22 protein-coding genes are annotated in these 24,133 nt (G+C 52.8%); 13 read left to right on the top strand and 9 right to left on the bottom strand.

Annotated features, from left to right (window positions below; all coding sequences use genetic code 11):
* The first annotated feature begins 73 nt into the window (after positions 1-73).
* From RHJ02_RS07345 to RHJ02_RS07335, 3 genes are all read left to right on the top strand, one after another.
* Positions 74-1,333, top strand: coding sequence for a bifunctional oligoribonuclease/PAP phosphatase NrnA (locus RHJ02_RS07345; RefSeq protein ID WP_206199597.1), 1,260 nt, complete (start codon positions 74-76; stop codon positions 1,331-1,333).
* A gap of 34 nt (positions 1,334-1,367) precedes the next feature.
* The gene (gene sixA, locus RHJ02_RS07340; protein ID WP_206199596.1) at positions 1,368-1,886 is read left to right on the top strand and encodes a phosphohistidine phosphatase SixA; all 519 of its coding nucleotides are present in this window, start codon (positions 1,368-1,370) and stop codon (positions 1,884-1,886) included.
* 91 nt (positions 1,887-1,977) lie between these two features.
* Positions 1,978-2,352 (top strand): hypothetical protein, encoded by a 375-nt coding sequence (locus RHJ02_RS07335; RefSeq protein ID WP_206199595.1) that lies wholly within the window; start codon positions 1,978-1,980, stop codon positions 2,350-2,352.
* On the opposite strand, the gene RHJ02_RS07330 is transcribed toward RHJ02_RS07335, so the two are convergent.
* Both RHJ02_RS07330 and RHJ02_RS07325 read right to left on the bottom strand, forming a co-directional pair.
* On the bottom strand, positions 2,321-2,737 hold the full coding sequence (locus tag RHJ02_RS07330; RefSeq protein ID WP_206199594.1) for a nuclear transport factor 2 family protein: 417 nt from the start codon (positions 2,735-2,737) through the stop codon (positions 2,321-2,323). The genes RHJ02_RS07335 and RHJ02_RS07330 overlap by 32 nt on opposite strands.
* 79 nt (positions 2,738-2,816) lie before the next feature.
* Entirely contained in the window at positions 2,817-3,314 is a 498-nt protein-coding gene (locus RHJ02_RS07325; protein WP_206199593.1) for an orange carotenoid protein N-terminal domain-containing protein, read from the bottom strand.
* A 303-nt stretch (positions 3,315-3,617) separates the two neighbouring features.
* Here RHJ02_RS07325 and RHJ02_RS07320 point away from each other — a divergent pair, with 303 nt between their 5' ends.
* The 3 genes from RHJ02_RS07320 to RHJ02_RS07310 are packed head-to-tail and all read left to right on the top strand — an operon-like array spanning position 3,618 to position 7,511.
* Entirely contained in the window at positions 3,618-4,712 is a 1,095-nt protein-coding gene (locus RHJ02_RS07320) for a glycosyl transferase (RefSeq protein ID WP_206199592.1), read from the top strand.
* 2 nt (positions 4,713-4,714) lie between these two features.
* Complete coding sequence (locus RHJ02_RS07315) at positions 4,715-6,589, top strand: tetratricopeptide repeat protein (RefSeq protein ID WP_310800083.1); 1,875 nt, start codon at positions 4,715-4,717, stop codon at positions 6,587-6,589.
* Positions 6,573-7,511 carry a 5'-nucleotidase gene (locus tag RHJ02_RS07310; RefSeq protein WP_225901520.1) on the top strand — a complete coding sequence of 313 codons (939 nt, stop codon included), beginning with the start codon at positions 6,573-6,575 and terminating at the stop codon, positions 7,509-7,511. Before RHJ02_RS07315 ends, RHJ02_RS07310 begins: the two co-directional genes overlap by 17 nt.
* Before the next feature lie 105 nt (positions 7,512-7,616).
* On the opposite strand, the gene RHJ02_RS07305 is transcribed toward RHJ02_RS07310, so the two are convergent.
* The 3 genes from RHJ02_RS07305 to rpiA all read right to left on the bottom strand — a co-directional run bounded on the left by RHJ02_RS07305 (position 7,617) and on the right by rpiA (position 9,590).
* Positions 7,617-7,934 carry a hypothetical protein gene (locus RHJ02_RS07305; protein WP_302676320.1) on the bottom strand — a complete coding sequence of 106 codons (318 nt, stop codon included), beginning with the start codon at positions 7,932-7,934 and terminating at the stop codon, positions 7,617-7,619.
* A 378-nt stretch (positions 7,935-8,312) separates the two neighbouring features.
* On the bottom strand, positions 8,313-8,747 hold the full coding sequence (locus RHJ02_RS07300; protein WP_302676322.1) for a hypothetical protein: 435 nt from the start codon (positions 8,745-8,747) through the stop codon (positions 8,313-8,315).
* Between the two features lie 135 nt (positions 8,748-8,882).
* Positions 8,883-9,590 carry a ribose-5-phosphate isomerase RpiA gene (gene rpiA, locus RHJ02_RS07295; protein ID WP_206199588.1) on the bottom strand — a complete coding sequence of 236 codons (708 nt, stop codon included), beginning with the start codon at positions 9,588-9,590 and terminating at the stop codon, positions 8,883-8,885.
* A 164-nt stretch (positions 9,591-9,754) separates the two neighbouring features.
* Between rpiA and RHJ02_RS07290 the strand changes: the two genes are divergently transcribed.
* Positions 9,755-11,413, top strand: a complete 1,659-nt coding sequence (locus RHJ02_RS07290; RefSeq protein ID WP_206199587.1) for an alpha/beta hydrolase — start codon at positions 9,755-9,757, stop codon at positions 11,411-11,413.
* On the opposite strand, the gene pgsA is transcribed toward RHJ02_RS07290, so the two are convergent.
* The 3 genes from pgsA to RHJ02_RS07275 all read right to left on the bottom strand — a co-directional run bounded on the left by pgsA (position 11,398) and on the right by RHJ02_RS07275 (position 15,418).
* The gene (pgsA, locus tag RHJ02_RS07285; protein WP_302677929.1) at positions 11,398-11,904 is read right to left on the bottom strand and encodes a CDP-diacylglycerol--glycerol-3-phosphate 3-phosphatidyltransferase; all 507 of its coding nucleotides are present in this window, start codon (positions 11,902-11,904) and stop codon (positions 11,398-11,400) included. The genes RHJ02_RS07290 and pgsA overlap by 16 nt on opposite strands.
* Before the next feature lie 70 nt (positions 11,905-11,974).
* On the bottom strand, positions 11,975-13,018 hold the full coding sequence (gene glpX / locus RHJ02_RS07280) for a class II fructose-bisphosphatase (RefSeq protein WP_206199585.1): 1,044 nt from the start codon (positions 13,016-13,018) through the stop codon (positions 11,975-11,977).
* Between the two features lie 165 nt (positions 13,019-13,183).
* Positions 13,184-15,418 carry a glycoside hydrolase gene (locus RHJ02_RS07275; protein WP_302677928.1) on the bottom strand — a complete coding sequence of 745 codons (2,235 nt, stop codon included), beginning with the start codon at positions 15,416-15,418 and terminating at the stop codon, positions 13,184-13,186.
* A gap of 251 nt (positions 15,419-15,669) precedes the next feature.
* On the opposite strand from RHJ02_RS07275, the gene RHJ02_RS07270 reads away from it, so the two are divergent.
* From RHJ02_RS07270 to RHJ02_RS07245, 6 genes are all read left to right on the top strand, one after another.
* Positions 15,670-16,437, top strand: coding sequence for an Eco47II family restriction endonuclease (locus RHJ02_RS07270; RefSeq protein ID WP_206199583.1), 768 nt, complete (start codon positions 15,670-15,672; stop codon positions 16,435-16,437).
* A complete protein-coding gene (gene dcm, locus RHJ02_RS07265; protein ID WP_225901519.1) occupies positions 16,403-17,722 on the top strand; it encodes a DNA (cytosine-5-)-methyltransferase in 1,320 nt (439 codons plus the stop codon). Before RHJ02_RS07270 ends, dcm begins: the two co-directional genes overlap by 35 nt.
* An 82-nt stretch (positions 17,723-17,804) precedes the next feature.
* Complete coding sequence (locus RHJ02_RS07260) at positions 17,805-18,887, top strand: zinc-dependent dehydrogenase (RefSeq protein ID WP_310742823.1); 1,083 nt, start codon at positions 17,805-17,807, stop codon at positions 18,885-18,887.
* The gene (locus RHJ02_RS07255) at positions 18,857-19,165 is read left to right on the top strand and encodes a DUF2499 domain-containing protein (protein WP_310742822.1); all 309 of its coding nucleotides are present in this window, start codon (positions 18,857-18,859) and stop codon (positions 19,163-19,165) included. Before RHJ02_RS07260 ends, RHJ02_RS07255 begins: the two co-directional genes overlap by 31 nt.
* A 183-nt stretch (positions 19,166-19,348) precedes the next feature.
* Entirely contained in the window at positions 19,349-21,226 is a 1,878-nt protein-coding gene (locus RHJ02_RS07250) for a cation:proton antiporter (RefSeq protein ID WP_310742821.1), read from the top strand.
* A 128-nt stretch (positions 21,227-21,354) separates the two neighbouring features.
* Positions 21,355-22,713 carry an S-layer homology domain-containing protein gene (locus RHJ02_RS07245; RefSeq protein ID WP_206199579.1) on the top strand — a complete coding sequence of 453 codons (1,359 nt, stop codon included), beginning with the start codon at positions 21,355-21,357 and terminating at the stop codon, positions 22,711-22,713.
* A gap of 3 nt (positions 22,714-22,716) precedes the next feature.
* Here the strand turns inward: RHJ02_RS07245 and RHJ02_RS07240 are convergent, their stop codons facing one another.
* Entirely contained in the window at positions 22,717-24,105 is a 1,389-nt protein-coding gene (locus RHJ02_RS07240; protein ID WP_206199578.1) for an NAD-dependent malic enzyme, read from the bottom strand.
* Positions 24,106-24,133 lie beyond the last annotated feature (28 nt).

Here is a 24,133-nt window from a genome sequence, read left to right as displayed (position 1 = left end):
GGTATGGTGACGACAATTATCTTCTGCGCGTTCCCCATTGGGTTCAACCCTGTTATCCAACGCTGAAACAACTATGCAATCTCCCTATCCACTTGAACTCAGTGACCCTGCTGCCAGTGACGTCGGTTCTACTCATCCTGAACTGAATGGTAACGCACTGGTGAAATCGGAGACGACCTCTACAGAATTGGCCAAGGCGGAAGTTCGCTTGAGTGACCCTCGTGCCGAAGCGCTGCGGCAAATGTTGGAACGCCATCGCGGTACGCGGCAGTTGATTATTCTCCAAGATTTTCCTGACCCCGATGCCCTCTCTTCGGCATGGACCTATAAGCTTATTGCTGAGCAGTTTGAGATTCAGTGCGATATTGCCTACGCCGGTGCCCTGAGCCATCAGGAGAATATCACCCTAGTGCGGCTGACGGGGATGCCCCTTGTGCGCTGGGCGGTGCAAGGTACGAAAAATAAAGATCAGCGGGATTGTACCTGTTACCAAGGCTACGTTCTCATTGACAACCAAGGCACCACCAGTCAATTGCTGCCCATGGTACAGGAGGCAGGCCTGCCCGCGATCGCCATCATTGATCACCACAGTCTCCAAGAAGTCATTCAAGCCGAGTTTACAGACATTCGACCCACGACCCGCGCCACGGCTACCATCTTTACCCAATACCTGCAAGCGGGGCTACTCACCCTCGACAGTAGTAACCCAGTTCACGTGAAATGTGCCACGGCTCTGATGCATGGCCTGCGCTCTGACACCGATTGCCTCAAACAAGCCAAAGAAGAGGACTTTCTCGCAGCCGCCTTCCTGAGTCGTTTTATTGATTATCAACTGCTGAACACCATTTTGCAGTCCCACCGCTCGAAGCAGGTGATGGATGTGATCGAGCGATCGCTGAAAAACCGCTCCATTCACAACAATTTCTCAATTTCTGGCGTGGGCTATATCCGCTACGAAGACCGCGATGCCATTCCCCAAGCGGCGGATTTCCTTGTGACTGAAGAGAACGTCCACACTGCCGTTGTCTATGGCCTCGTCCACGACGAAGATGAAGAAGTGGAACTGATTATCGGTTCGCTGCGCACAACAAAAATTACCCTTGACCCCGACGAATTTATCAAAGAGGCCTTTGGTAAGGATCGCCAAGGACGCTTCTTTGGTGGCGGTCGCTCCCAGGCCGGCGGTTTTGAAATTCCCGTGGGCTTCTTGTCGGGTCTCAATGAAAATCCAGAATACGCTAAACTCAAGTGGAGCGTTTACGATACGCAGATTAAGCAGAAGCTCCTCCACCTCGTCAATCCGAAGAACAATGTCCTCCACGGTACGGAGTAAGGCACTGTTTGTAGTAATCAAGTTTTAGGTCTTTATGACGGAGCTAACAGTCTTTTTTTTCCGCCACGGAATCGCGGTCGAACGGGAAGTGTTTGAAGGCAGTGATAGCGATCGCCCCCTGACGGCCAAAGGCGAAAAGAAAACCCAGCAGATTGCGCGGCGGTTATTGGATCTAGGCATTGAAGCAGAACTGATTCTCTCCTCCCCACTAGTGCGGGCACGGCAAACCGCAGAAATTCTCCTTGAAGTGGGGGTTGCCCCCGATCTGATGATTTCTGACCTGTTGGCGCCAAGCGGTCGTTTGCCAGATTGGCTGCAGTGGCTGAACCACTGGCGTCAAGACCATGAGGGAGCCCTGATTGCCGTGGGTCATGAACCCAATCTTAGTCACTGGGCAGAACTGCTCATCTGTGGCAAAGCCTTGGGACACCTCCAGCTCAAGAAAGCCGGCATTATTGGCCTGCAGATTCCAGAAACCGATCCCCTTGGTAATAGTCAACTCTTTTGGCTGACGCCTCCCAAGTTTTTACTCAATGGCAGTGGCCTTGCCTGACTACAGGTGTCCATTCCGATGCTTCGACCCTCTCGCCACTGCTCTCCCTAAAGCGACACAATAGAAGTACAGCCTGCCACAGGATAGAATCGTGAATTCTGAGTCGGAAATTACGGAGCATTTACCGCCCGATGTTCTCAGTTGGCTGTATGCCTATCAGCGGGAGCATCAATTTACTAGCCTTGAAGCGGCAATTGTTGACATTGTCTGCAAGTTTTATATTCAAGCGGAGCATTTGCCTGAACGGCTGGCGGATCTAGAGCGACGGGTGAATGCCCTTAGCCGTGAAGTGATTCATCTGCGCCAACAACTGCCCGAAAACTACGATCGCCTACGGGAACAGTTGGCAGCGGTGCGTCTGAGTCATTCGGGCATTCTCCACAATTTGCGCGATCGCGTGGAGGCCTTAGAGTCCGAGGTGTTTTCCGGTCGCCCTAGCGCTGCTGACGTAGAGGCTGATAGTTGAGGAGTTCCTCCAAGGTTGCCAGCAAATCCACTTTCACAAATGTGATTTGATCCTCAGCATTGAGGCCAAATTGCCAAGCCACATTGACGCTAAAAAGGCGGAGTGTAACTTTACCCACAAGGCGGTAGCGACGTTCTGTGCCCTCTGTGCTTAGTAGTTCTCCTTTAAGGGGTTCTGCCCGCATACCCACGGCTTCAAGGTGGAGATAATGGGCGATCGCCCCCCGACCCACCACAGCATCCTCAAAGGGCGGATAGAGAACTCCTTCTTCAGCAAACAGAGCGGCCACAGCCTCGTAGCGTTCCTCATTGAGGGCAGCAAAATAGGCAGTTATAGTTGGCTCATCAATGCCGAGAATGGGACTTCCTTGAACAGGATGGGTCATGGTTTCAGTTCCTCAGTGGTTTGTATCTGGACAAAAAAAGGGAGCACATTGCCCCCTTGCGTAACCCATGGCATCTTAATTAGACGGCAAGTGGATCCACCCCCATGGCGACCACTGCATTCCGCAGGACAGTAATCTGTTGACCAAAGTCAAGGGCTTTGATGGCTGCAAACACGCGATCGGCATCGCGGCTGAGGGTATAACCGGGGGGCACAGGTACCACAAACCCCTGTTTCATCAGTTCTGCCAGTTGATACCAGAAGGCGAGCTTGGTGTTGGGGCTAAAGACACCGTAGGCACGGGTGAGAGGGGTGTCCACATTGGCCACCAAGTCGCGCATGAATTGAAGTTGATCATCGAAACTGAGTGCTTTGACCTGATTGAGCAGCCCTTCCGCCAGTTGTAGGCGAGCCGTACCGGGAGCGGCGGCTGTAATCGAACGACCCGTTTCGGTGTAGATGAACCACAGAAGTCCTAGTTTGTCATCCACACTCAGGCAGTTGAAAAGAGTGGTAACCTCTTGAACGGCTGTGGCCAGTGTCGAGGGAGTGAAACGAGTATCGGTGGTATAGGTCATACAGCTTCAGAGATGTTGAACGTCTAGCGTGTTGCTATGCTTATCTCTGCCTCCTAGTCAACAGTATGTTACATATCTTCATAAAAAGCAACACAAGTTTATAAATACCAGTAATAAATCTATCTTATGCTTCATTTGAATAGAATGAAATAAATCTATTATAGCCACCCAGAGCGAGACGGGTCTGATTTGAGCCATCTGTTCCCCGCCTGTTCGCACTTCTTCAGAAAAAAGCGGTTTGGCACACCAATCGAGAGTTGTTACAAATGTTAAGATTGCATCGGTTTTGGCAAGAACACACCTGTGGCTCGACCGACCCTCTACGTGGCAATCACAAACCATGGCTTTGGTCATGTGGCGCGGACAACGGCGCTGGTGAATGCCATTCGCCGCCAAGTGCCGGATCTCTTGCCACTGATCGTGACGGCAGCTCCCTATTGGTTGTTGCAGGCGAATCTGGAGGGGGAGTTTATTCATCGTCCCCGTGCCCTTGATCTGGGGGTCGTACAAGCCGATAGTTTGCAAATGGATTTGCCTGCAACCCGTGCCAAGCTCTTGGAACTTCAGGCGGCAGCCCCTGAGTTGATCCGCGCCGAGGCAGAGTTTATTCAGCAAAATCGGGCACAGTTGGTGCTAGCGGATATTCCCCCTTTGGCGGTGGCGATCGCCCATGCAGCGGGGGTGCCCTGTTGGATGGTTAGTAACTTTGGCTGGGATTTTATCTATCGCTCCTTTGGCGATGACTTTAGCGAGATTGCGGATTGGGTGAGTAATCTTTATAGCGGGTGCGATCGCTTGTTTCAACTGCCCTTTGCGGAACCCCTCAATGCCTTTCCCCACAAGGAATCCGTGGGACTGACGGGAGCCGAACCGCGTTTTGAGCCAGAGGAGTTGCGGCGGCGCCTTGGCCTCACCACTCCCCGCGATCGCACAGTTCTTTTAACCTTTGGCGGCCTGAGCTTGCAAGCGATTCCCTATGAGACCCTCAAGGGGTTTCCCGATTGGCAGTTCCTTACCTTTGATACCAGTGCCCCTGAGGACTTACCGAACCTACGGAAGCTCTGTGGCCGCCAATTGCGCCCGGTGGATGTGATGCCTCTCTGTGGTCGAGTCGTGTCCAAGCCCGGCTATGGCACCTACGCGGAGGCCTGTCGCTTGGGGGTACCGGTGGCAACGATTCGTCGTGATGATTTTGCTGAAGGGCCTGTTTTGGTGGCGGGATTGCAGGCACATCATTTCCATCAAATTCTCACCCATGAAGAATTTTTTGGTGGTCACTGGCACTTTTTGCACGCAGAACCCCAGCCGCCCCAAGACCCCACCCCCTTGGATCTCAATGGCAATTCTATGATCGCCACCGCTGTTGCCTATTATTTGAATAACTGCTCATCACAATAGCCGTGGGTATCTTTAGATGGCGAACCGCCTCGCTGCTAAAAAAGGCTTGGCAACTGTATCAACAACAGCACTGGAGCGGAGCACAACAGTGCGCACGTCAAGTTATTGAAGAGACCCCGCAGCCAGAGGCCTATTACCTATTGGGGTTAATTGCTGAACAACTGGCACAGCCCCTTGAGGCACAGGCAGCCTATGAGCAGGCGATTGCCCTTGAGCCGTGGCATGCCCCTTCCCATTATCGCTTGGCAGTTGTTCTCCATGATTTGCTGCACCAACCGGCGGCTGCGCTACCCCACTACCAACGCGCCCTTGAGGTGAAGCCGGAGTGGGTGGAAGCCCATAGCAACTTAGGAAATGCCTATCTGGACTTGGGGGACACTGAACGGGCGATCGCCTGCTACCAAAAAGCCCTATCCTTGAATCCCGACTTGCCCACAACGCTGTATAACTTAGGCCTCTGCCTACACGCCCAAGGCAAACTCACAGAAGCGAGTGCTTGCTACGAACAGTCACTGTACCTTGAACCGGGTCAAGCCGATGTCCACAACAATCTGGGCAGTGTCTATCTTGAACTGAAAAATTATGAGGCAGCGATTCGCCAGTTTCAGGCCGCCTTGAGTGCTAATCCAGAACTGTTGGCAGCCCACTACAATCTGGGGTACGCTTTGCATCTACAGGGTAACCTCGCGGCGGCGCGCGATCGCTACCAAGAAGTGCTCCTGCGGGATAACAAGCACCAACAGGCGCTATTGCAACTGGGTCAAATTTGCCTCAGCGAAGCGGATTTTACGGGAGCAATCAGCTACTACCAACGCTGTCTGAGTCTTGACTCCCTCAATGGTGCGGCTCATGCCGGGTTGGCCACAGCGCTCTTGGAAACGGGGGATCCGCAAGCAGCTCTCCATCACTTTCGCCAGGCCGTTGCCTTAGACCCCGATGCAGTGGATGTGCGCCTCAACTTTGCCCTTGTGCTGCTGCTGCTGGGACATTTCCCAGAGGGATGGGAAGAATATGAATGGCGCTGGCAGCAACCCACTGGAGGATTACGCACCTATCCGCAACCCCGTTGGCAAGGTCAATCCCTAGAGGGGAAAACCCTCTTTGTCTATAGTGAGCAGGGGCTAGGGGATTGCATTCAGTTTGTGCGCTTACTGCCCTTGATGGCGCGGCGTGCCCAACGGGTGATTTTTGCTGCTTACCCGCCCTTGGTGCGTCTTTGTCAAACACTGCCGGGGATTGAAGTGATAAGCACCGAGGAGACGCCTCCCCCCTTTGATTACCATACCCCCCTGCTGAGTCTGCCGCGCTACCTAGGTATTGATAAAGACCACTTTCCCAAGTTCAGTCCCTATTTTCAGTTACCCACCCCCCTGCCCCGCAGTATTTTTCATGTGTCCAAACCGCGGATTGGTTTGGTCTGGGCTAGCCATAGTCAAACGCGCACCACGGCGCAGCGGTCTTGTCCCCTTGAGTACTTCCTGCCTCTCCTGCGGGAATTTGATGTCCAATGGTATAGCCTGCAAAAGGAGCGATCGCGCCTCGAGGGTGAACAATTGCAGCAGGCGGGAGTGATTGACTGCCAGCCCTACATGGGGGATTTTCTGGATACGGCGCTGTTGATCCAGCAGTTGGATGCTGTGGTAACAATTGATACGGCTGTGGCACACTTGGCGGGTGCCCTAGGGAAGCCCCTGTGGATCCTGTTGCCCTTTGTGGCGGATTGGCGGTGGCTCTGGCAGCGATCGCGATCGCCTTGGTATCCTTCGGCGCAGTTAATTCGTCAGCCCCAGCGGGGAGATTGGCAAGGGGCGATCGCCCAATTGCGGACTGCTCTTGAATCCCACTATCGGATGCTCAGCAATGGGGTATCCAATTGAGAAGAAATTAGTGATTGCGGTGGCCTCCAGTGCCCTCTTTGATTTGGGGGAGGCGGATGATGTCTTTCGCAATGAGGGGACCGAAAAGTACCGCCAATTTCAGCGGGAAAGGAAATACGATGTCTTGCCGAAGGGGGTGGCATTTCCCTTTATTCGCCGCTTCTTGAATCTCAACCGTGCCTATCCCGAACAAGAACCCGTGGAGGTCGTGCTCCTTTCCAGAAACGATCCCGATACTGGTCAGCGGGTCTTCTATTCAATTCAGCACTACGGTCTGAACATTACCCGCGCCGCATTTTTGGGCGGCAAATCCCCCCATCCCTACATTCCTGCCTTTAATGTGTCTCTGTTTCTCTCGGCAAATGCCAAGGACGTGCAGCAGGCGATCGCGGCTGGGTATCCAGCGGGCATGGTGATTCGATCGCCCATCACCGATCACGAAGACGATGCTGAGTTACGGATTGCCTTTGACTTTGATGGTGTGCTAGCGGATGATGAAGCGGAAGCCGTCTTTCGCCAAGGGGATCTCGAGCAATTTCAAGCCCATGAACTGCAAAAGGCCAACATTCCCCATAATCCGGGACCCTTGAGTGATCTTTTTAAGAAACTGGCAGCCTTTCAACAATTGGAAATGGCAAAAGAGCAGCAGGATGCCAGCTATCAGCGGCTGTTACGGATTGCGATTGTGACCGCACGCAATATCCTTGCTAGTGAACGGGTGGTGACCACCCTCAACAGTTGGGGCGTCATGCCGGATGAAACCTTTTTCCTTGGCGGTATGGAGAAAATACGGGTTCTCAAGCAACTCAAACCGCATATCTTCTTTGATGATCAACTGACCCATCTAGAATCAGCAGCGGGTTCGATTCCCTCAGTGCATGTCCCCTTTGGTGTGCGCAATTGTGACATTCTCCCTCCCTAACCCAAGGGTATCGTGAAGGCTTCCAATATCGCTATCGGAACTTGACCGCAATTCCCCGTACCACCAAGCAGTGCTATTGGCAGTGCAGTACGCTGGCGGCATTTATTATGGGCAGACCCGACGCCCATTCATCTGAACAACGGAAACATCTAGCTCGCGATCATCAAGTTCAAGTTTGCCACTGGCAGTAACAACGCCGCCCACCCTAAGAACGCCATTGCGCAGGGCAGGTTTGCAGGCATCCGGTAGATCGAGCTTGTAGCGTTGGTTATTGGCCTCAAGTAAGACTTCATCATCATCAACAACCGCCGTAATTCGACCCGTAAGCGTGGCGGGCACCTCCTTACCAGCACGGCTGGCGATCGCTCCTGTGCTCAACATTCCTGCCACTCCTAATGCCAATACCAACCAACGCAATCGCATGGCACAAATCCTCAAGTAGAAAGTTTCCCAATAATTTGACGAGCGATCGCCCCCAAGAGTTCAATTAAGTTTTCTCTGCCGACGGATCTATTCAAATTTCCTAAAGTCTGATTTTGGCGTTGAATCCCTCGGAGTCTCTCTATAGGAGGCTTTGAGTATTTTTAGTAGCTTTGTAGAAAATAATTTGACACCCCTCGCAGGGGATCCCTCGGAACAGGGGGCTGCAATCCGCTCAGGGAGAGGCTATACTAACGCGGAAGTAAAATAAATGAAAATTGGTAAAGTGCGCTAAAAATAAGCACAAAAAAAGGTCAGTGTCGTTGCCACCGACCCTTGAATAGATGAAGATGAGTTAAGTTTCTAGGAGTTTATTCCTCATTAGCGGGGAACAACGGCAGGCTGCACTTGGATGCCCCATGAACTGAGCGTGCCTACATTACAGCCACCTTGCCGTCCAATCGCCCCAATTTGAATCGTGTGATTCCCCCGCTCCCAGTTGCCACCAATGGGCAAAAAGGCTGAACGGTTGGGGCCAAGGAACTCCGTTTCGACCCGCTGTCCCTGACGATTGGTGGTGAAATATTTCACTTCCGAGCAGTGGGTAGCAGGCGCAGTGACTTGGAGGGCATAATCCCAATACGGACTTTCAGAGCGGAAGTTGTAATGCGCCATTTGATCGCAAACTTGGCCACTGCTGTTGCAGTTGACGATAATCGGTGGGTTTGCCTGTGCTGCCGTAGTAGCAACCACAACACCTGAAACCACAATACTGCTTAGGGTGATCAACCGACGGGTGAAGGAGTGGAGAGACATTGGAGGCTCCTATGGAGTGGATACCCCAATTATTGATGGCAATCCTGTCGCCGCCTGAGACCTCAATCACTGATGGGTTGAGAGATTGATCACCGGAAAGTAACTGTTGCTTCCTCGCAGGAAATGGAAAAACTGCTAGGCCATTTCACGCACACGGGGCTGGCCATCCACAATCTCACCAATGAGGATGACATCGGCCACGTTGACAAACAGGCCATTTTCGACAACACCGGGGATGTTGTTCATCGTTTTCTCTAGTTCGGCGGGGTTAGAAATGTCATCAAATTTGACATCAAGGACAAGGTTGCCTTGATCCGTCACCACTGGGCCATCTTTTTTCACCCCCATGCGCAGTTCGGGCTGCCCCCCAAGAGCTTTCAGGGCACGAGTCACCGGAGCCACGGCAAAGGGTAACACTTCCACGGGCACAGGGAAGGTAGAACCCAATTTCTGCACCAGTTTACTGCTGTCCACCACCACCAAGAACTGATCCGCAAGGGAATCAACAATTTTTTCACGGGTGTGAGCCGCCCCACCCCCTTTGATCAAGTTTTTGGCGGGATCCACTTCATCGGCACCGTCAATGGCGATGTCTAATTTCTCCACATCATCAAGGGTGACTAGGGGAATGCCATACTTTTTGGCGAGGACAGAGGCTTGAAACGAGGTGGGCACACCAGCGATGTTGCTCAGTTCCCCATTGCGCAGGCGATCGCCCAAAAATTGAATGACAAAGGCCGTGGTTGACCCAGTGCCCAAGCCAACAATCATTCCAGACTGCACGCGATCGGCAGCAGCTTTGGCAACGGCCTGCTTCATTTGCTTGACTGCATCCTCACTCATGGGCAAATTCCCTCATTTTTTCCAAAAGCACAATACCATAGCGGCCGCCCTTTACAGCCCTTTTCAGAGAGTCGGAACCTAGCCCTCAGGCTGCCAGTCCTTGGAGTTGCAGGTGACGTTGCAAACAACGATAATGCTAGTGATTAAGTGAGGGTATCTCAGGGATGGCGATCGCGCGCACGCGGAAAAAATGGCAGTGGTTCTCTCTGTTGGGCGCAGCAGCAACCGTTTGGGCACAGGCGGGACTGGCTGCCGAGCAAATTAGCCTTGTTTATCCGCCCTTCGGCACATTCAACATCCAAGTGAGTGACCTTGCCACATTTGCCAAAACGGGGAATGCGAGTTCGGAGCTAAGATTTTTAATTCGGCTACTTCCCAACGCTCAAGAATCCAACTTGCGCGAAGGCTTGACCACACGCATGGACTTAGAACCAACAACCGTTAGCCAGTTTGTCAAAAGTCCCATTGGTCAAAGCTTTTTAGAGCGCATTGGCCAAGTTATTCGGGCAGATAATGATGTCAATGGAGGCCCAGCCCTTGGGGAAGCCCTGAAAACCGCCGCCAGTTCCCCCGCAGGCATTACCCTGCTCTCAGTACTACAAGCCTTTCCCGGCAAGAGTGTTAAAGTCAATGGTGAACTCGGTCTGAAGGCAGTGGGTGCCTTTACCCGTGCAGTGAATCAAGAACAGCGGGCGCAAGACTTTATCGAACGCTTGGCGCAACTCCAACCAAGAACGCCACTGCCTGCCAGTGGCCTTAATCCTGCCCAAAAAGGACCCTTCCAGTGGCAAAAGCAAAAACTTGAATTCACCAATCCCAATCGCACCACAGGCCTCATTCCCGCAGATCTCTATGTCCCCATAGGGATGATCGCACCAGCCCCCCTCATCGTCATTTCCCACGGTTTAGCCTCAGACCGCACGACGTTTGCCTACTTAGCAGAGCACTTGGCCAGTCATGGATTGGCAGTTTTGGCAGTCACTCACCCCGGTTCGGATGCCAGCCGAATTAATAGTTTTCTCTCCGGGGCACCCCTCGACTACGAGAACTTGCCAAAGGATTGGGCACAGCGCCCCTTGGATTTGAAATTTGGTGTGGATGCTGTCGCGGCGTTAGTTCAGAAAAATCCAGCCCTAAAAATTGACACCAATAATGTGGGGCTATTTGGCCACTCGATGGGGGGCTTTACCGTGTTGGCGGCAGCAGGGGGGACTGTTGACTGGAATGCCGTCAAACAACGCTGTCTAGCAGCCGCTCGTGATCTCTTTATCTTTAATATCTCAGTGCCCCTGCAATGTCGTAGTCTCGGTCTTGCCGCTGTGCCCTCTACACCGGCGGATCCACGGGTCAGGTCTGTGATTGCCGTCAATCCAGTGAGTAGTATCCTCATTGGCGAACGGGGCATGGCCAATATCAAGGTGCCCACACTCATTGTTTCCAGTAGTCGGGATGTCTTTGCGCCACCCTTAGAGGAGCAGATCTGGCCTTTTACATGGTTACAGGCGCAGCCCAAGTACCTTGCCATGCTCGTGCCCGGTACCCACTTCTCGGCAGTGGGGGTCAGTGAAGCGGGAGTATTACCGGTTCCCAATGATCTCATTGGCCCGAACCCACAGTTGGCACAGCCCTTTTTCAAGGGACTGGCGGGGGCTTTCTTTGGCGTCTTTAATCAAAAAAACGAGTCCTTGCGTCCATTCCTGAGTCAAACCTTTGTCAATCAGGTGACCCAGCCCACTTTTCAAGCCTATTGGGTGGATCGCATCAATCCCCAGCAGTTGCAGGAGGTGCTCGCGGGGCGCATTGGCACTCAACCACGAAGATAAAGTGCCCCAGAAATCAGTGTGAGGGCGATCGCCCCCCCATAAACAATGAGGATTCCCCCCTGCCAACTAGGCGGTAAGGGAGCGAGAAGCAATGCCACGGCCATAATCTGGCTAAGGGTTTTTGCTTTACCCCAGAGATTGGCGCCCTGAATTTGAGATTGCTGAACCCGCCAACTAGCAATGCCTAGTTCCCGAAAGAGGATCAACGCCACAGACCATGCGGGCACCTCTCCCCATTCAATGCACAGCAACAGGGGCACCAAGATTAGCAACTTATCCACGAGCGGATCCAGCACCTTGCCCAAATCCGTCACCTGATTGAGACGGCGAGCAATGTAGCCATCCAGCCAATCCGTGAGGGCTGCCACCAAAAATAAACCCACCCCCCACCAACGGTACACGGCACTGTGATTCAACGAGAGCAGACCCACTATCACGGGCACGATCAACAGGCGCGCAAGGGTAATTGCTGTGGGTAGAGTTAAGGGCATCGCTATTCCCGAAGATAAAAAGAAAACCCCCTCACCGGGAGGGAGCTAATTTTCTTTCACCGAGCAGCGCTTAGTACAACTGCAGCGACTTCAACTGTTTATCGAACATGTGAATGGTATCGACAAAGCGAGCCGTTTTCGACTGCGTGGAAATGACCAAAGATTGGGTACGGGCGCCACCTTTGAAGAAGCGCACCCCTTTCATGAGCATACCGGGCGTAATACCACAGGCCGCAAAGAGAACGGTTTCGCCGGAGGCCAATTCCTCCGCTTCATAGACCTTGTCGGGATCAGTGATGCCGGCTTTTTTGAGTTCTTCGAGGTTGCCTTCGCGGGTGCGATTCGCCCATTCCTTGGTCATGACCACAGCGGGATCATAGACCAGTTGCCCCTGGAAGTGCCCACCCAAGGCACGCATGGCAGCAGCGGAAATCACTCCTTCAGGCGCAGCACCAATACCCATGAGCGCATGAATGTTGGTACCAGAGAAAGCACAGGAGAGAGCAGCGGAGACATCGCCATCGGAGATCAGTTGAACACGGGCACCCGCATTGCGAATTTCTTGAATCAAGTCATTGTGGCGATCGCGCTTCATCACCACCACCACTAACTCATCAATGGCGCGGTCAAGGCATTCCGAGAGAATTTTCAGGTTTTCTGTCGCCGAGTTGCGAATATCCACTTTGCCCTTAGCAGCAGGGGGCGCCGCCAATTTCTTCATATAAAAGTCGGGAGCCGCAAACAGCCCCCCTTTTTCAGAAATAGCCAGTACTGCCATTGATCCAGGTTGGCCATAGGCGCAGAGGTTTGTCCCTTCACAGGGGTCAACGGCAATGTCAATTTCAATGAGTTCTTCGGGGTTACAGTATTGGGCAGCATCGGGACGGGTACAAATGCCCACTTCTTCGCCAATGTAGAGCATTGGGGCTTCATCCCGTTCCCCTTCGCCAATCACAATACGACCGCGCATATGGATTTGATTCATGCGGTTGCGCATGGCATCCACGGCGACCTGATCCGCCATGTGTTTGTCACCTTTGCCCATCCACCGCGCTGAGGCGATCGCCGCTTGCTCGACAACTTCTATAATCTCTAAGCCGATGACGTTATCCACACAACCCTCCTAACTGCACAAGTTGATCCCGCAGAGGTTTCCTATCTGAGCTTACAGAACTTTGGTACGCAGAAAATAATTTCTCGCTGCAAATTATTTGCCCTCAACCGTAGCTGCATTGCGAAGCCTGAGCGATCGCTTGTTGTTAACGCTTCGCCTCAAGGTCTAAGGTGTGGTCAAAAAGAGCAGTTGCTCTGTGGGCAGATGATCCAAGTAATAGCCATCCTGTGCCAACACAATCAATAAATGCAGGCCACAATCGGGATGCAGGTGCAGATCTGCCCAAGGAATGGCCACTTCTAGGCAGATGCCCAAGGCATAGCGGGCATGGTTGGGTCGCTCTTCCCACTGGTAGTTGGCGATCGCCTCTTTGAAAGCAATCTGTTGCTTTTCAAAGTCAATCACCAATTGATGGTGGTACAGGTAGTTGAGGGGGGCTGCGTCGGGGCAATCTCGCAGATCAGAGAGGGGGCTATTGTACGTCACCATGTTGGGGTAGTACCAGCAAAAGTGCAGGGTGCTGATGTCATTCCCAAAGGGCTGTTTCTGGTTCGGAGTATCAAGACGCAGATAGATATTTAGGTGATCCACCCCATACCAGAGGCGACTGATCAGCGTTTGGCGGTGCATCGTCCCGCGGCTGCCACCGATTTGAATCCGGCCAGCAAAGTTCCAGTCCTGCTCATCACCGCGCCCATCAATCTCAGGGTGAATAAAGCCTTGGGGCGGGTAGGTATCCTTGGCTTCGTGGACTTCTAAGGGATCATTGAGAACCTCAGGAATTGGCTCCCCCAATGCTGTGTAGAGCGCCATCAAATGCTCACGGAAAAGCTGATCAAACATGGCATCGTGGTTCGAGGAGTGGCCTTCACCAAACCACCAAAACCAGTCAGAGCCTTCAGCCGCCAAAAGAGCTTGCCATGCTGCCGGATTCTTCGTTTCAGTGGCTTCGGGGTGGCGTTCAAGGGTTTGGCGGGCAGCCCCTAAATAGTCCCAAGCTTTGTTTTTTACCGGATCGCCAATCCATGTACAGAAATTGCCATCAATCCAAGAGCCGCTGTGAAGAGCAGAACCCGAAATCACCGCACGTGGGGGATATTGTTGCAGATACTCCGCCACAGAAACACAGGCAAAGTGCTCGTTCTCGCTCAGGCCTTGGTAAAGCCTTTCTAAGAAGGGCAGGCCGTCGCGGGGATAGTACTCCCAGCAGTTTTCACCATCGAGGGCAATGGTCACAAGCCATGGTTGCGCCAAACTGGATTGACCAGTCCCTTCATGGGCAATGAGTTGCTGGCGAATGCCCTCCAGCTGCTTGAGCAGATCCGCTGCCGCTGCTTCGGGAGCCATGGCACTGTAGGTAAAACCAATCAGATCCGAGAGGCGATGATCGCGAAAGACAATGTTGAGATCCCCTTTGGCCGTGGTCAGGCGGTAGGGTTGGTAAAGAACATTGGCCTGTTGGACAACCCCTGCTTCGTTGCGGTAAAAATAGGTTCCCGTTGTCCAGCCCAAGATGGCTTCATCGGAGCAAATCCACTCAAAGCCCTGCTCGACAATGGGTTCAAGAATGGCTGGACTCACGGATTGCTCTGACGGCCACAGTCCGCGGGGCGATCGCCCAAAGAATTGTTCATAAAGAACTCGCGCCCGCCGCAAATGCCGAGGAACATCTTCGGGATATTGAAACCGCTGTTGGGGCAGGGCAATGTTGGGAACCGCTACTTTGGCGGCATCGGTATCCACCAAGAGGGGCAAAATCGGGTGGGTATAGGGGGTTGTGGTGACTTCAATTTGACCCGCCTCTTGAAGGGCGCGGTGCTGGGGAATGATTTGGCCAAGAATTTCCCGCTGTTTGGCAATGATCCGCTGGCGATCGCTGAGGCTAAAATCCCGCCCTTGGGATAGCCATTGGGCAATCTCTGGCTCCTCCCAATAGAGAGGATCAATCCACGCTAAATTGTGCCACGCTAACAAATCCCCATAATCTTGCGGCTGCCAATTTTGCCAACACCATGTTTTGCCGTGAGTTTGCCGCTGCTCGTAGAGTTCGCGATAGCGGGGATGGGGGTCAATCATTGTGCGGTGGTGGGCATCAAAGAAATGCTCAATGATAAACCAGCGCTGTTGATCCGTGAGTTGCTCGACCGGCGTCAGTGTGGCTGTGAGGTAGGGATCAAGAGCCGTACCGTTGACATAATCCTGAATTTGCAGCAACAGGGAGGGGACAAGGTTGACGGTTTGCTTGAGGCGGGGATATTTGGCGAGGACTAAGATCAGATCTAAGTAGTCCTTCGTGCCGTGGAGCCGTACCCAAGGGAGCAGGTATTGACCGGTGCGACAACTTTTGTAGAGGGGTTGGTGCTGGTGCCAAATGAAGGCAACGTGCAAGGGATACGCCACAACAAACTTGCCCCCAGTACTCAGAACTCTTCCTCTAGTATTTCAGGGGAGTCTCTTTTACCACCACTTTGTTACGTAAGATGTCAAAAGCAGTACAAATCATAATATACTGCTTTTCTAACGTATGAGTTATGCTCCTGTCCCACTGCCTGCTGTCAGCGCATTAGTTTTGACTGTTTTGAAGGTATTCTATCCCTATAAAAAGGACTGTACCCTGCTCTATAGAGCCTTTGTGTTTTCAAAAATCAATTATGTCCCCTAAAAATCAGTATCATTTAGGATTTATTAGCGACGAAGATATGCGTGCTCATGTTAAACAAACAATCTTAAAGTATCGCTTGTCAATTGATTTCACAGAATTTAAGAAGCTCAAAATTGATCCAATAAAAGCAACTTTCGATATTGCTGTTTATCATCTCAGCGATGAGGAATTTATTGAAAGAGAAATCATAAGACAAATTGACAAATCTAACAATAATCACATTGGCTATTTTCATCAAAACATTTTTCGATATATTCAAGACTGGGAAGTTCTTGAATCAGGTTATGACATAGTCAATCGCAAGAAATCTTACTATGCGGAAATTAAAAACAAGTTTAATACTATGAATAGTAATGCGAAAGAAAATATTTTCCGCAAAATGCAACAAACTATTGATAGTGACTCAAAAGCAATTTGTTTTTTGATTGAAGTGATTTCAAAAGAATCTAAAAACCTTCCTTGGTCTGTTAAAATAGATGATAAAGTGGTCAAAAATGAAAGAATAAGAATAATTTCAATTGATAAGTTTTATGAGATTGCCACAGGCGACAAGGATGCATTTGCAAAATTGTGCAAACACTTACCACAAATCATTCAAGATGTTATTGAATCTGAAGGAGTTGAAATTGGTTTCTCATCTGAGAGTAAAAATATCAGGGAAAGTTTAAGGAAAGTCCATCCCAATCTCTTAGCAGCTCTGTATTATTTGGCATTTTCCAACTATGAAGGATTTAAGGATTTTACACAAAACCAATGATGTTCTATCGGCTGAGCTCATCGCTGATATTCTCAGTGTGACAAAAGCCACCATACAAAAGTGGGAGCGCCAAGGTTTTTTGACCTGTCGTGAAGAGGATGAACGGGGCAAACGCTACTATCCCGTAGCACAACTGCTTCAGTTTGCAAAATTTCGGGAACTCGTTTTTAGTTCTTGGGAGCAAGAGCAATTCATCCAACCTTTGCGGCCTTACCAAACCCTTGAATTGTTTGCCGGGGCAGGAGGGCTGGCCTTGGGACTCGAGCAGGCGGGGTTGCACGTTGTCTGTCTGAATGAAATTGATAAAGATGCCTGTGGAACGCTGCGGCAAAATCGCCCCCAGTGGCAAGTGATTGAGGCGGATATTCGCACCCTCAACTGGGAACATCTGATCGAAACCGAAATTGATTTATTGACGGGTGGGTTTCCCTGTCAGGCCTTTTCCTATGCAGGGGAAAAGTTGGGCTTTGCCGATACCCGTGGCACGCTATTCTTTGAATTTGCGCGAGCCATCAAAGAAGTCCAACCGAAGGTATTTTTAGGCGAAAATGTGCGCGGTTTACTCAGCCACGATCGCCAGCGCACCATTAGAACTATTGAAGCGGTGCTTTCCGAAATTGGTTATACGCTAATGCCGCCACAGGTTCTCAATGCCCTGTTTTATCGCGTCCCCCAAAAGCGACAGCGATTATTCTTGGTGGGCATTCGCAATGATTTGGTGCCCTATGCTCAATTTGCTTGGCCGAGTCCTTGTCCGCAAATTATGACGTTGGCGGATGCCCTCAAAGCTGGGGTTCTCTATGAGAGCGATGTGCCTCCCTCTGCGGGTCAGCGTTACCCTGAGCAGAAAGCGGCGATTTTGCAACAGGTTCCCGAAGGGGGGTGTTGGCGCGACTTGCCCCCAGACCTGCAGCAGGCCTATCTGATGGGAAGTTTTCGTCTTGATGGTGGCAAAACGGGGATGGCACGGCGCTTGGCATGGGATGAACCTGCGTTGACATTGACTTGCTCCCCTGCCCAAAAGCAAACAGAACGCTGCCACCCCACCGAAACACGACCGTTGACCGTGCGCGAATATGCGCGTATCCAAACGTTCCCCGATGATTGGCAGTTTTGTGGTTCTCTTTCAAGCCAGTATCGGCAGATTGGCAATGCAGTGCCCGTGAATTTGGCGGCAGCGGTGGGGCGATCGCTCGTGAATCTATTGAATGCTCTTGAAATCCAATCACCTCAGCCCACGATTTGCTTGTCGGCAGCAAAACAACTAGAGTTTTCCTTTGCTTGAAGCCGCAAAGGGGTATCATCCAGACTTGCTCTCGGTGCAAGGGACAATTATCTTTAGGGGTGATGAGTTTGCAAAGGTCTCAATGAAAGCCCAAGTGTTCCGAGGGGTGAACCAACTCAGCTACGAGGACATTCCCATCCCTGAGATTGCGGCGGATGAAGTCCTTGTGCGCGTCAAGGTCGTTGGCTTGTGCCAATCGGACATCAAAAAAATTCGCTATCCCCTCTATGAGCCGCCTCGTATTTTTGGCCATGAAACGGCGGGTGAAATTGCGGCGGTGGGTGAGGCCGTGACGGGTTGGCAGGTGGGTCAGCGGGTGGTGGTCATGCACCATATTCCCTGTATGCACTGCGCCTACTGCTTGAATGAAAACTATTCAATGTGCCATGTCTATAAGACGGTGACGACAACGGCGGGCTTTATTCCCAGTGGTGGGGGCTTTGCCGAGTATGTGAAAGTGCCGGGGCACATTGTGCAGCATGGCGGTCTGATTCCCATTCCCGATCACATTAGTGATGAAGAAGCCAGCTTCGTTGAACCCACCAACTGTTGCCTCAAGGCAGTGAAGAAAGCAGGTGTTGCTCCCGGCCAAACGGTGCTGATCACTGGGGCAGGGCCTATTGGCCTAATGTTTATTATGTTGGTGAATCTCTTTGGGGCACGGGCGATCGCCACCGATTTACTGCCCTCGCGAATTGCCAAAGCCAAAGAAGTGGGCGCTGCTGCCGCCTTTGATGCCCGCGATCCCGATCTCAGTGCCAAGGTGCAAGCCCTGACCCATGGCTTGGGGGTGGATGTCAGTCTCTTGGCGGTTCCCAGTGAGAAGGCCTTTTTCCAAGCCCTAGAGTGTACTCGCAAGGGGGGCAAAATTCTCTTCTTTGCCGAGTTTCCCGATGAGGTGGAGATTCCCCTCAATCCCAACATTCTCTATCGCCGTGAGATTGATCTCATGGGCAGCTACAGTTCCTCCTACCGCTTACAGTCCTTAGCCTGCGACATTATCTTTAACCGCCGCATTGATGTCAAAGCCCTGATCAGCGATCGCTATCCCTTGGTCAAACTTGCCGAGGCGGTGGAACAGGCAGTACATCCCACGCCTGAGACTTACAAAATCCTCATCTATCCGGAGGCCGAATGCACGCCCTGTCAATTTCCACATGGATAGTGCACATTTCCAGTGTGCTGGAGTGGATGGCCGCCATTTGGTTTGTGGCACAACTGGATCGCCGCTGTCCGGAGCAGGGATGGCGGTGGTTGGCGTGGGCAATGCTACCAGCGTTGGTGAGTGCCATGTGTGCCTGTACGTGGCATTACTTCGATAATGCAGTGACACTGGCTTGGTTGGTGGATCTGCAAGCGCTGCTCACGTTCATTGGCAACTGTACCCTCTGTGGTGCAGCAGCATGGCTGTGGTGGCGATCGCGCCCTGTTTCCCCTCTCTAGGAGAGTTTTACAAAATTGATTGAAATTGGCAATGCTCAAGGACTTCCAGTATCCTGTAATCAGGTTCCCCCGCAATAGGGTGTGACAAATGTAACAGTCCAATACTGAACTTTGACGTAGAACAAGGAGGAACGCTTGCCCGTCAGTCTAGCCCTAAACGCCTAAACCTCTGTGGAGGCTGCGATGGAAAGTAGTGCCGAACTCACCGCCTTGTTCGTCATCACCGTTGTCCTAGGCATTGGTGCCCAAGTGACTGCCCATTGGTTACGGCTGCCGAGTATTGTCCTGTTGTTACTGGCGGGTATTCTTTCAGGCCCCAGTGGCTTGGGGCTAGTCCATCCGGAAGTTTTAGGCGAAGGCCTAGAAGTGTTAGTGCCCCTGTGTGTGGCCTTGATTCTCTTTGAGGGGGGCTTGAGCTTAGACCTGAGCCGCGCTGACCAAGATATTACGGGTAGCCTCTGGAAGTTAGTGACGCTGGGGGGATTGGTGACGTTTGTGGCTGGCGCCATGGCCGCCCATTGGATTGGCGAGTTTCCGTGGCAACTGGCCTTTCTCTATGCGTCCGTGGTGGTGGTGACCGGGCCTACGGTGGTAGGGCCGCTGCTGCGTCAGGTGGGTGTAGAGCACAAATTGGCGGTCATTCTCGAGGGAGAAGGCGTGCTCATTGACCCCATTGGTGCCATTTTGGCGGTGATGGTGCTGAACGTAGTTCTCAATCAAGACCTCGGCATGGGGGCGATCGCCCTCGGGATTATTCAGCGCTTGGCGGTGGGGGTCTTGATTGGTGGTATTGGTGGCTGGTGTCTCAATCGCTTCCTGCACCGCGCTTGGTTTTTGGCGGAAGATTTGCGGAACCTGTTGGTGCTGGCAGTGCTGTGGGGGCTATTTTGGCTCTCGGATCAACTGGTGAGCGAATCCGGCTTGATGATGGCGGTGGTTCTGGGGCTGGTACTGCGTTGGTCGGATGTGCCGGGGGGGCGGCTACTGCGGCGTTTCAAGGGTCAACTGAGTACGCTCTCGATCTCGGTCTTGTTTGTCCTGCTGGCTGCGGATCTCTCGATCGCTGGTCTATTGGAGCTAGGTTGGTCGGGGGTGTTCACGGTGTTGTGCTTAATGTTCCTGATTCGTCCCCTCGGCGTTGTCCTATGTACGTGGGGCAGTGATCTCAGTTGGCAACAAAAAGCCTTCCTCAGTTGGATTGCGCCGCGGGGAATTGTTGCGGCTTCAGTGGCTTCGCTATTTTCGATTACCCTCACCAATGCGGGAATTAGTGGGGGGGATGCCATTAAAGGACAAGTGTTCCTGACGATTTTGATGACGGTTTTCGGCCAAGGCCTAACGGCGCGCTGGGTGGCAACCCAACTGAATGTGCGTGCCCAAGGGGCTTCAGGGGTGATGATTGCTGGCTGTACGCCCTTGGGTCGTTTGTTGGCGCGGATCTTGCGCGATCGCGGCGAAGAGGTGGTGATGATTGACACCGATCCTGAGGCCGTTGAACAAGCCCGCCGTGAACATCTGCCCGTCTATCTCAGTAGTGCCCTTGACCTGAATATTTTGCAGGAGGCCGGCATTACTCAATTGGGCACCTATCTGGCTGTGACTAGTAATACTGAGGTGAATGCGGTGCTGGCACAGCGCGTCCTCGAAGAATTTCACCCGCCACGGGTCTTGGCCGCCCTTGAGGTAGAGGATTGTCCCCTCGGTCTGAGTCCTGCCTTTGCTCGGCAACTGTCCATTAAAAAATGGAACCAATACATCAATAGCGATGCTGTGCGTCTTGGCCAACTGGTCATTGAGGAGGAGCAATCGCAATTGCAACGCCAGCACCTTGACGCCTTGATCCGCTCTGGGAAAGTGCTTCCCCTGCTTGTGGAACGGCCAGAGGGATTGCGGGTGGTGCGAGCCAATGAAGAGTGGCAAGTGGGCGATCGCCTGATTTACCTGCTCCACAGCCCCAAACCCCACACCCTACCGGCGGCCTTAATTTCGGGCTGGCAAATGAATACCCAAGTGGAATCGGTTCTTGTCCCCAGTGAAGCCCCTACCCCCAAGGGAACCTAATCTCCGGCACTGCGTCCATAGGCATCAGCAGAGTCAACGATTGACGTGTTTTCCCAATCAAAATTGCTGAGGGGAATCCAAAACCCTCTCAGATAACTTGAATACCCTCTTACTTGGAGAGATTTGCTATGCAGAGCCTCGCACAGCGCAGCTTGGCCGTTTTGAGCTGCGGTTTAATGAGTTCTGGTACCCTTGCCCTTCTAGCGGCTGTTCCGGTGCAAGCCCAATCCCGTTTTACCGATACCCAAGGCATTTGGGCACAGGCCTGTATTGACCACTTGGCCAGTCGCAACATTATCAGCGGCTATCCCGATGGCACCTTTCGCCCCTTTGCCCCCGTCACCCGTGCTGAATATGCAGCCATGCTGGGGAAGGCGTTTCCCAATGCGCCTGTGGTGCGTGCCCCCAGTATGTTTAACGATGTCCCCAGCACATTTTGGGCAGCGAGTGCGATTCAAAATGCCACCCGTACTGGCTTCTTGAGTGGCTACCCCGGCAATGTGTTTCAGCCCAATCAAAATATTCCGCGTGTTCAGGCGATCGTGGCTCTAGCCAGTGGCTTGCAATATCCCACACCGCCTTCTGTGGAGGGGGTCTTAGGCCAGTTCAATGATGCGGCAGCAATTCCCGCTTATGGACGTGCGGGTGTGGCCGCTGCCACCGCTAAACAAGTGGTGGTGAACTATCCCAATGTGCAGTTCTTTGCGCCAAATCAACTGGCCACCCGTGCCGATATTGCCGCATTCCTCTGTCAGGCGACCCGTGCCCCCGGTGCCCAAGCCCTTGTGCCGACGCAGTACATTGCGGGTGTGGCTACCACCTCGCCTATTGCGCTCCCAGCCGGTCAGCAAATTCCGGCTCGTTTCCCCGATGCAGAGCGGATTGTCCTTAGCCCCAATGAAAGTGTTGCGATCCGCTTGGTGACGGCTGCCGATGTCCGCGATAGCCAAGGTCGTGTTGTGATTCCCGTGGGCAGTGAAATTTTTGGCCAGATCCAGCCCGCCCAAGGGGGGTCTCAATTTGTGGCCAATACGGTGGTGATCAATAATCGCCAACTCCCGATCGCTGCTAATTCCCAAGTAATTCGTACGATTCGCGATGCCCGTGATCCCAACATTGGCAATGTCTTCCGCAATGCGGCCATTGGTTCGGCGGTGGCTGCGGGGATTTCTGGCTTGGCGGGAGACCGCAGGATTACGCCCCTAAAAGTGCTCACGGGGACAGTGACGGGGGCAGCGATTGAAACCAACCAAGGACGGCCTGCCACCTCCATTATTCGCGATACGCTGATTGGTGCTGCTTTGGCCACGGGTGCTTCTGCAGTGATTGGCGATCGCAAGATTACGCCCGAAAAAGTGATTACCGGTGCAGCCGCCGGTGCCACCATTGGTGGTGCGATTGATCCAGCCGTGCAGCGACTAGTGGTGATTGATGCCAATACGGATTTGGGCTTGACCCTGACTCAACCCTTTACTGTCTCGCAATAGAGACTAGGCACGCGCTAACCCCAGCGATCGCGCGCAGTCCTCGACAGCCTTGGCCACTGCCGGTGCCACCCGTGGATCAAACACTGAGGGGATAATATAGGCTGAGTGCAGTTCCGAGGGACTGACCAAGGCCGCGATCGCTGCTGCTGCCGCGAGGAACATCTCCTCCGTCATGCGGGGTGCCCGACAGGCAAGGGTACCCTTAAACACCCCCGGAAAAGCGAGCACATTGTTGATTTGATTGGGATAGTCACTGCGGCCAGTGGCCACCACCGCCACATGGTCATAAATGAGTTCGGGTTGGATTTCCGGCACGGGATTGGCCATTGCAAAAACAATCGCTTTTGGGGCCATGCGCTGCACCATTTCCAATGTCAGGACGCCGGGGGCACTCAAGCCAATAAAGACATCGGCACCCTCTAGAGCATCAGCCAGCGTTCCTGTTTCAGCGACGGCAAATTCCTGCTGTGCTGGTGTTTGTGCTTTGTCTTTTGAGAGGATGCCTTGGCGGTTGCAGAGGGTTAGATGGTGGGCGCCGGCTTTGCGCAGGAGCTTGGCCACGGCGATGCCGGCTGCCCCCGCCCCGTTAATGACAATGCGCACCGTATCTAAGGATTTAGCCACTAGTTGCAGGGCATTTTTAAGGGCGGCAAGGGTGACAATGGCCGTGCCGTGCTGGTCATCGTGAAACACAGGGATATCCAATTCCGCTTGCAGACGGGCTTCGATTTCAAAGCAGCGGGGGGCGCTAATATCCTCTAGATTGATGCCACCAAAGACGGGGGCGATGCGCTTGACGGTGGCGACGATTTCATCCACCTCCTGTGTGCTCAAGCAGATGGGAAAGGCGTCCAGACCGGCAAATTCCTGAAAGAGCATGGCCTTGCCCTCCATCACCGGTAGAGCAGCCTCTGGGCCGATATTGCCCAATCCCAAGACCGCACTGCCATCACTGACAATGGCCACCGTATGGCTTTTGATCGTCAGTTTGTGCACCAATTGAGGATCGTCAGCGATCGCTTGGGATACCCGACCGACGCCCGGCGTATAGGCCATCGCCAGATCGTCGTATTCCTGAAGGGGATGCTTGCTTCTAACGGTGATTTTGCCCCCCTCATGGAGCCGAAAGGTGCGATCGCTCACCTCTAGCACCGTGGCTTGGGTGTCAGATTTCACAGCATTGACAATGGCCGCAGCATGATCGCGGCTGGCAGCCACCACCACCAGTTCCCGTAGGATTTTATTAGCGGTTTTCTCGATCAGGGTGATGGAACCCACTTGCCCCTGTTGCCCACCAATGATCTGGAGAACGGTTCCTAATTCCGTTGGATCTAAGGAAGTCTTCAATCGCAGCGTCAGACTATAGGCAGGCGTCGGGGTCAACTTAACCATTCAGACTTAACCAAAAGTTAACGGCAAA

Origin of the sequence: Thermosynechococcus sp. TG215 (assembly GCF_031583455.1) — a bacterium.
Lineage (GTDB): Bacteria > Cyanobacteriota > Cyanobacteriia > Thermosynechococcales > Thermosynechococcaceae > Thermosynechococcus.
This window is presented reverse-complemented; position numbering and strand designations above follow the sequence as displayed.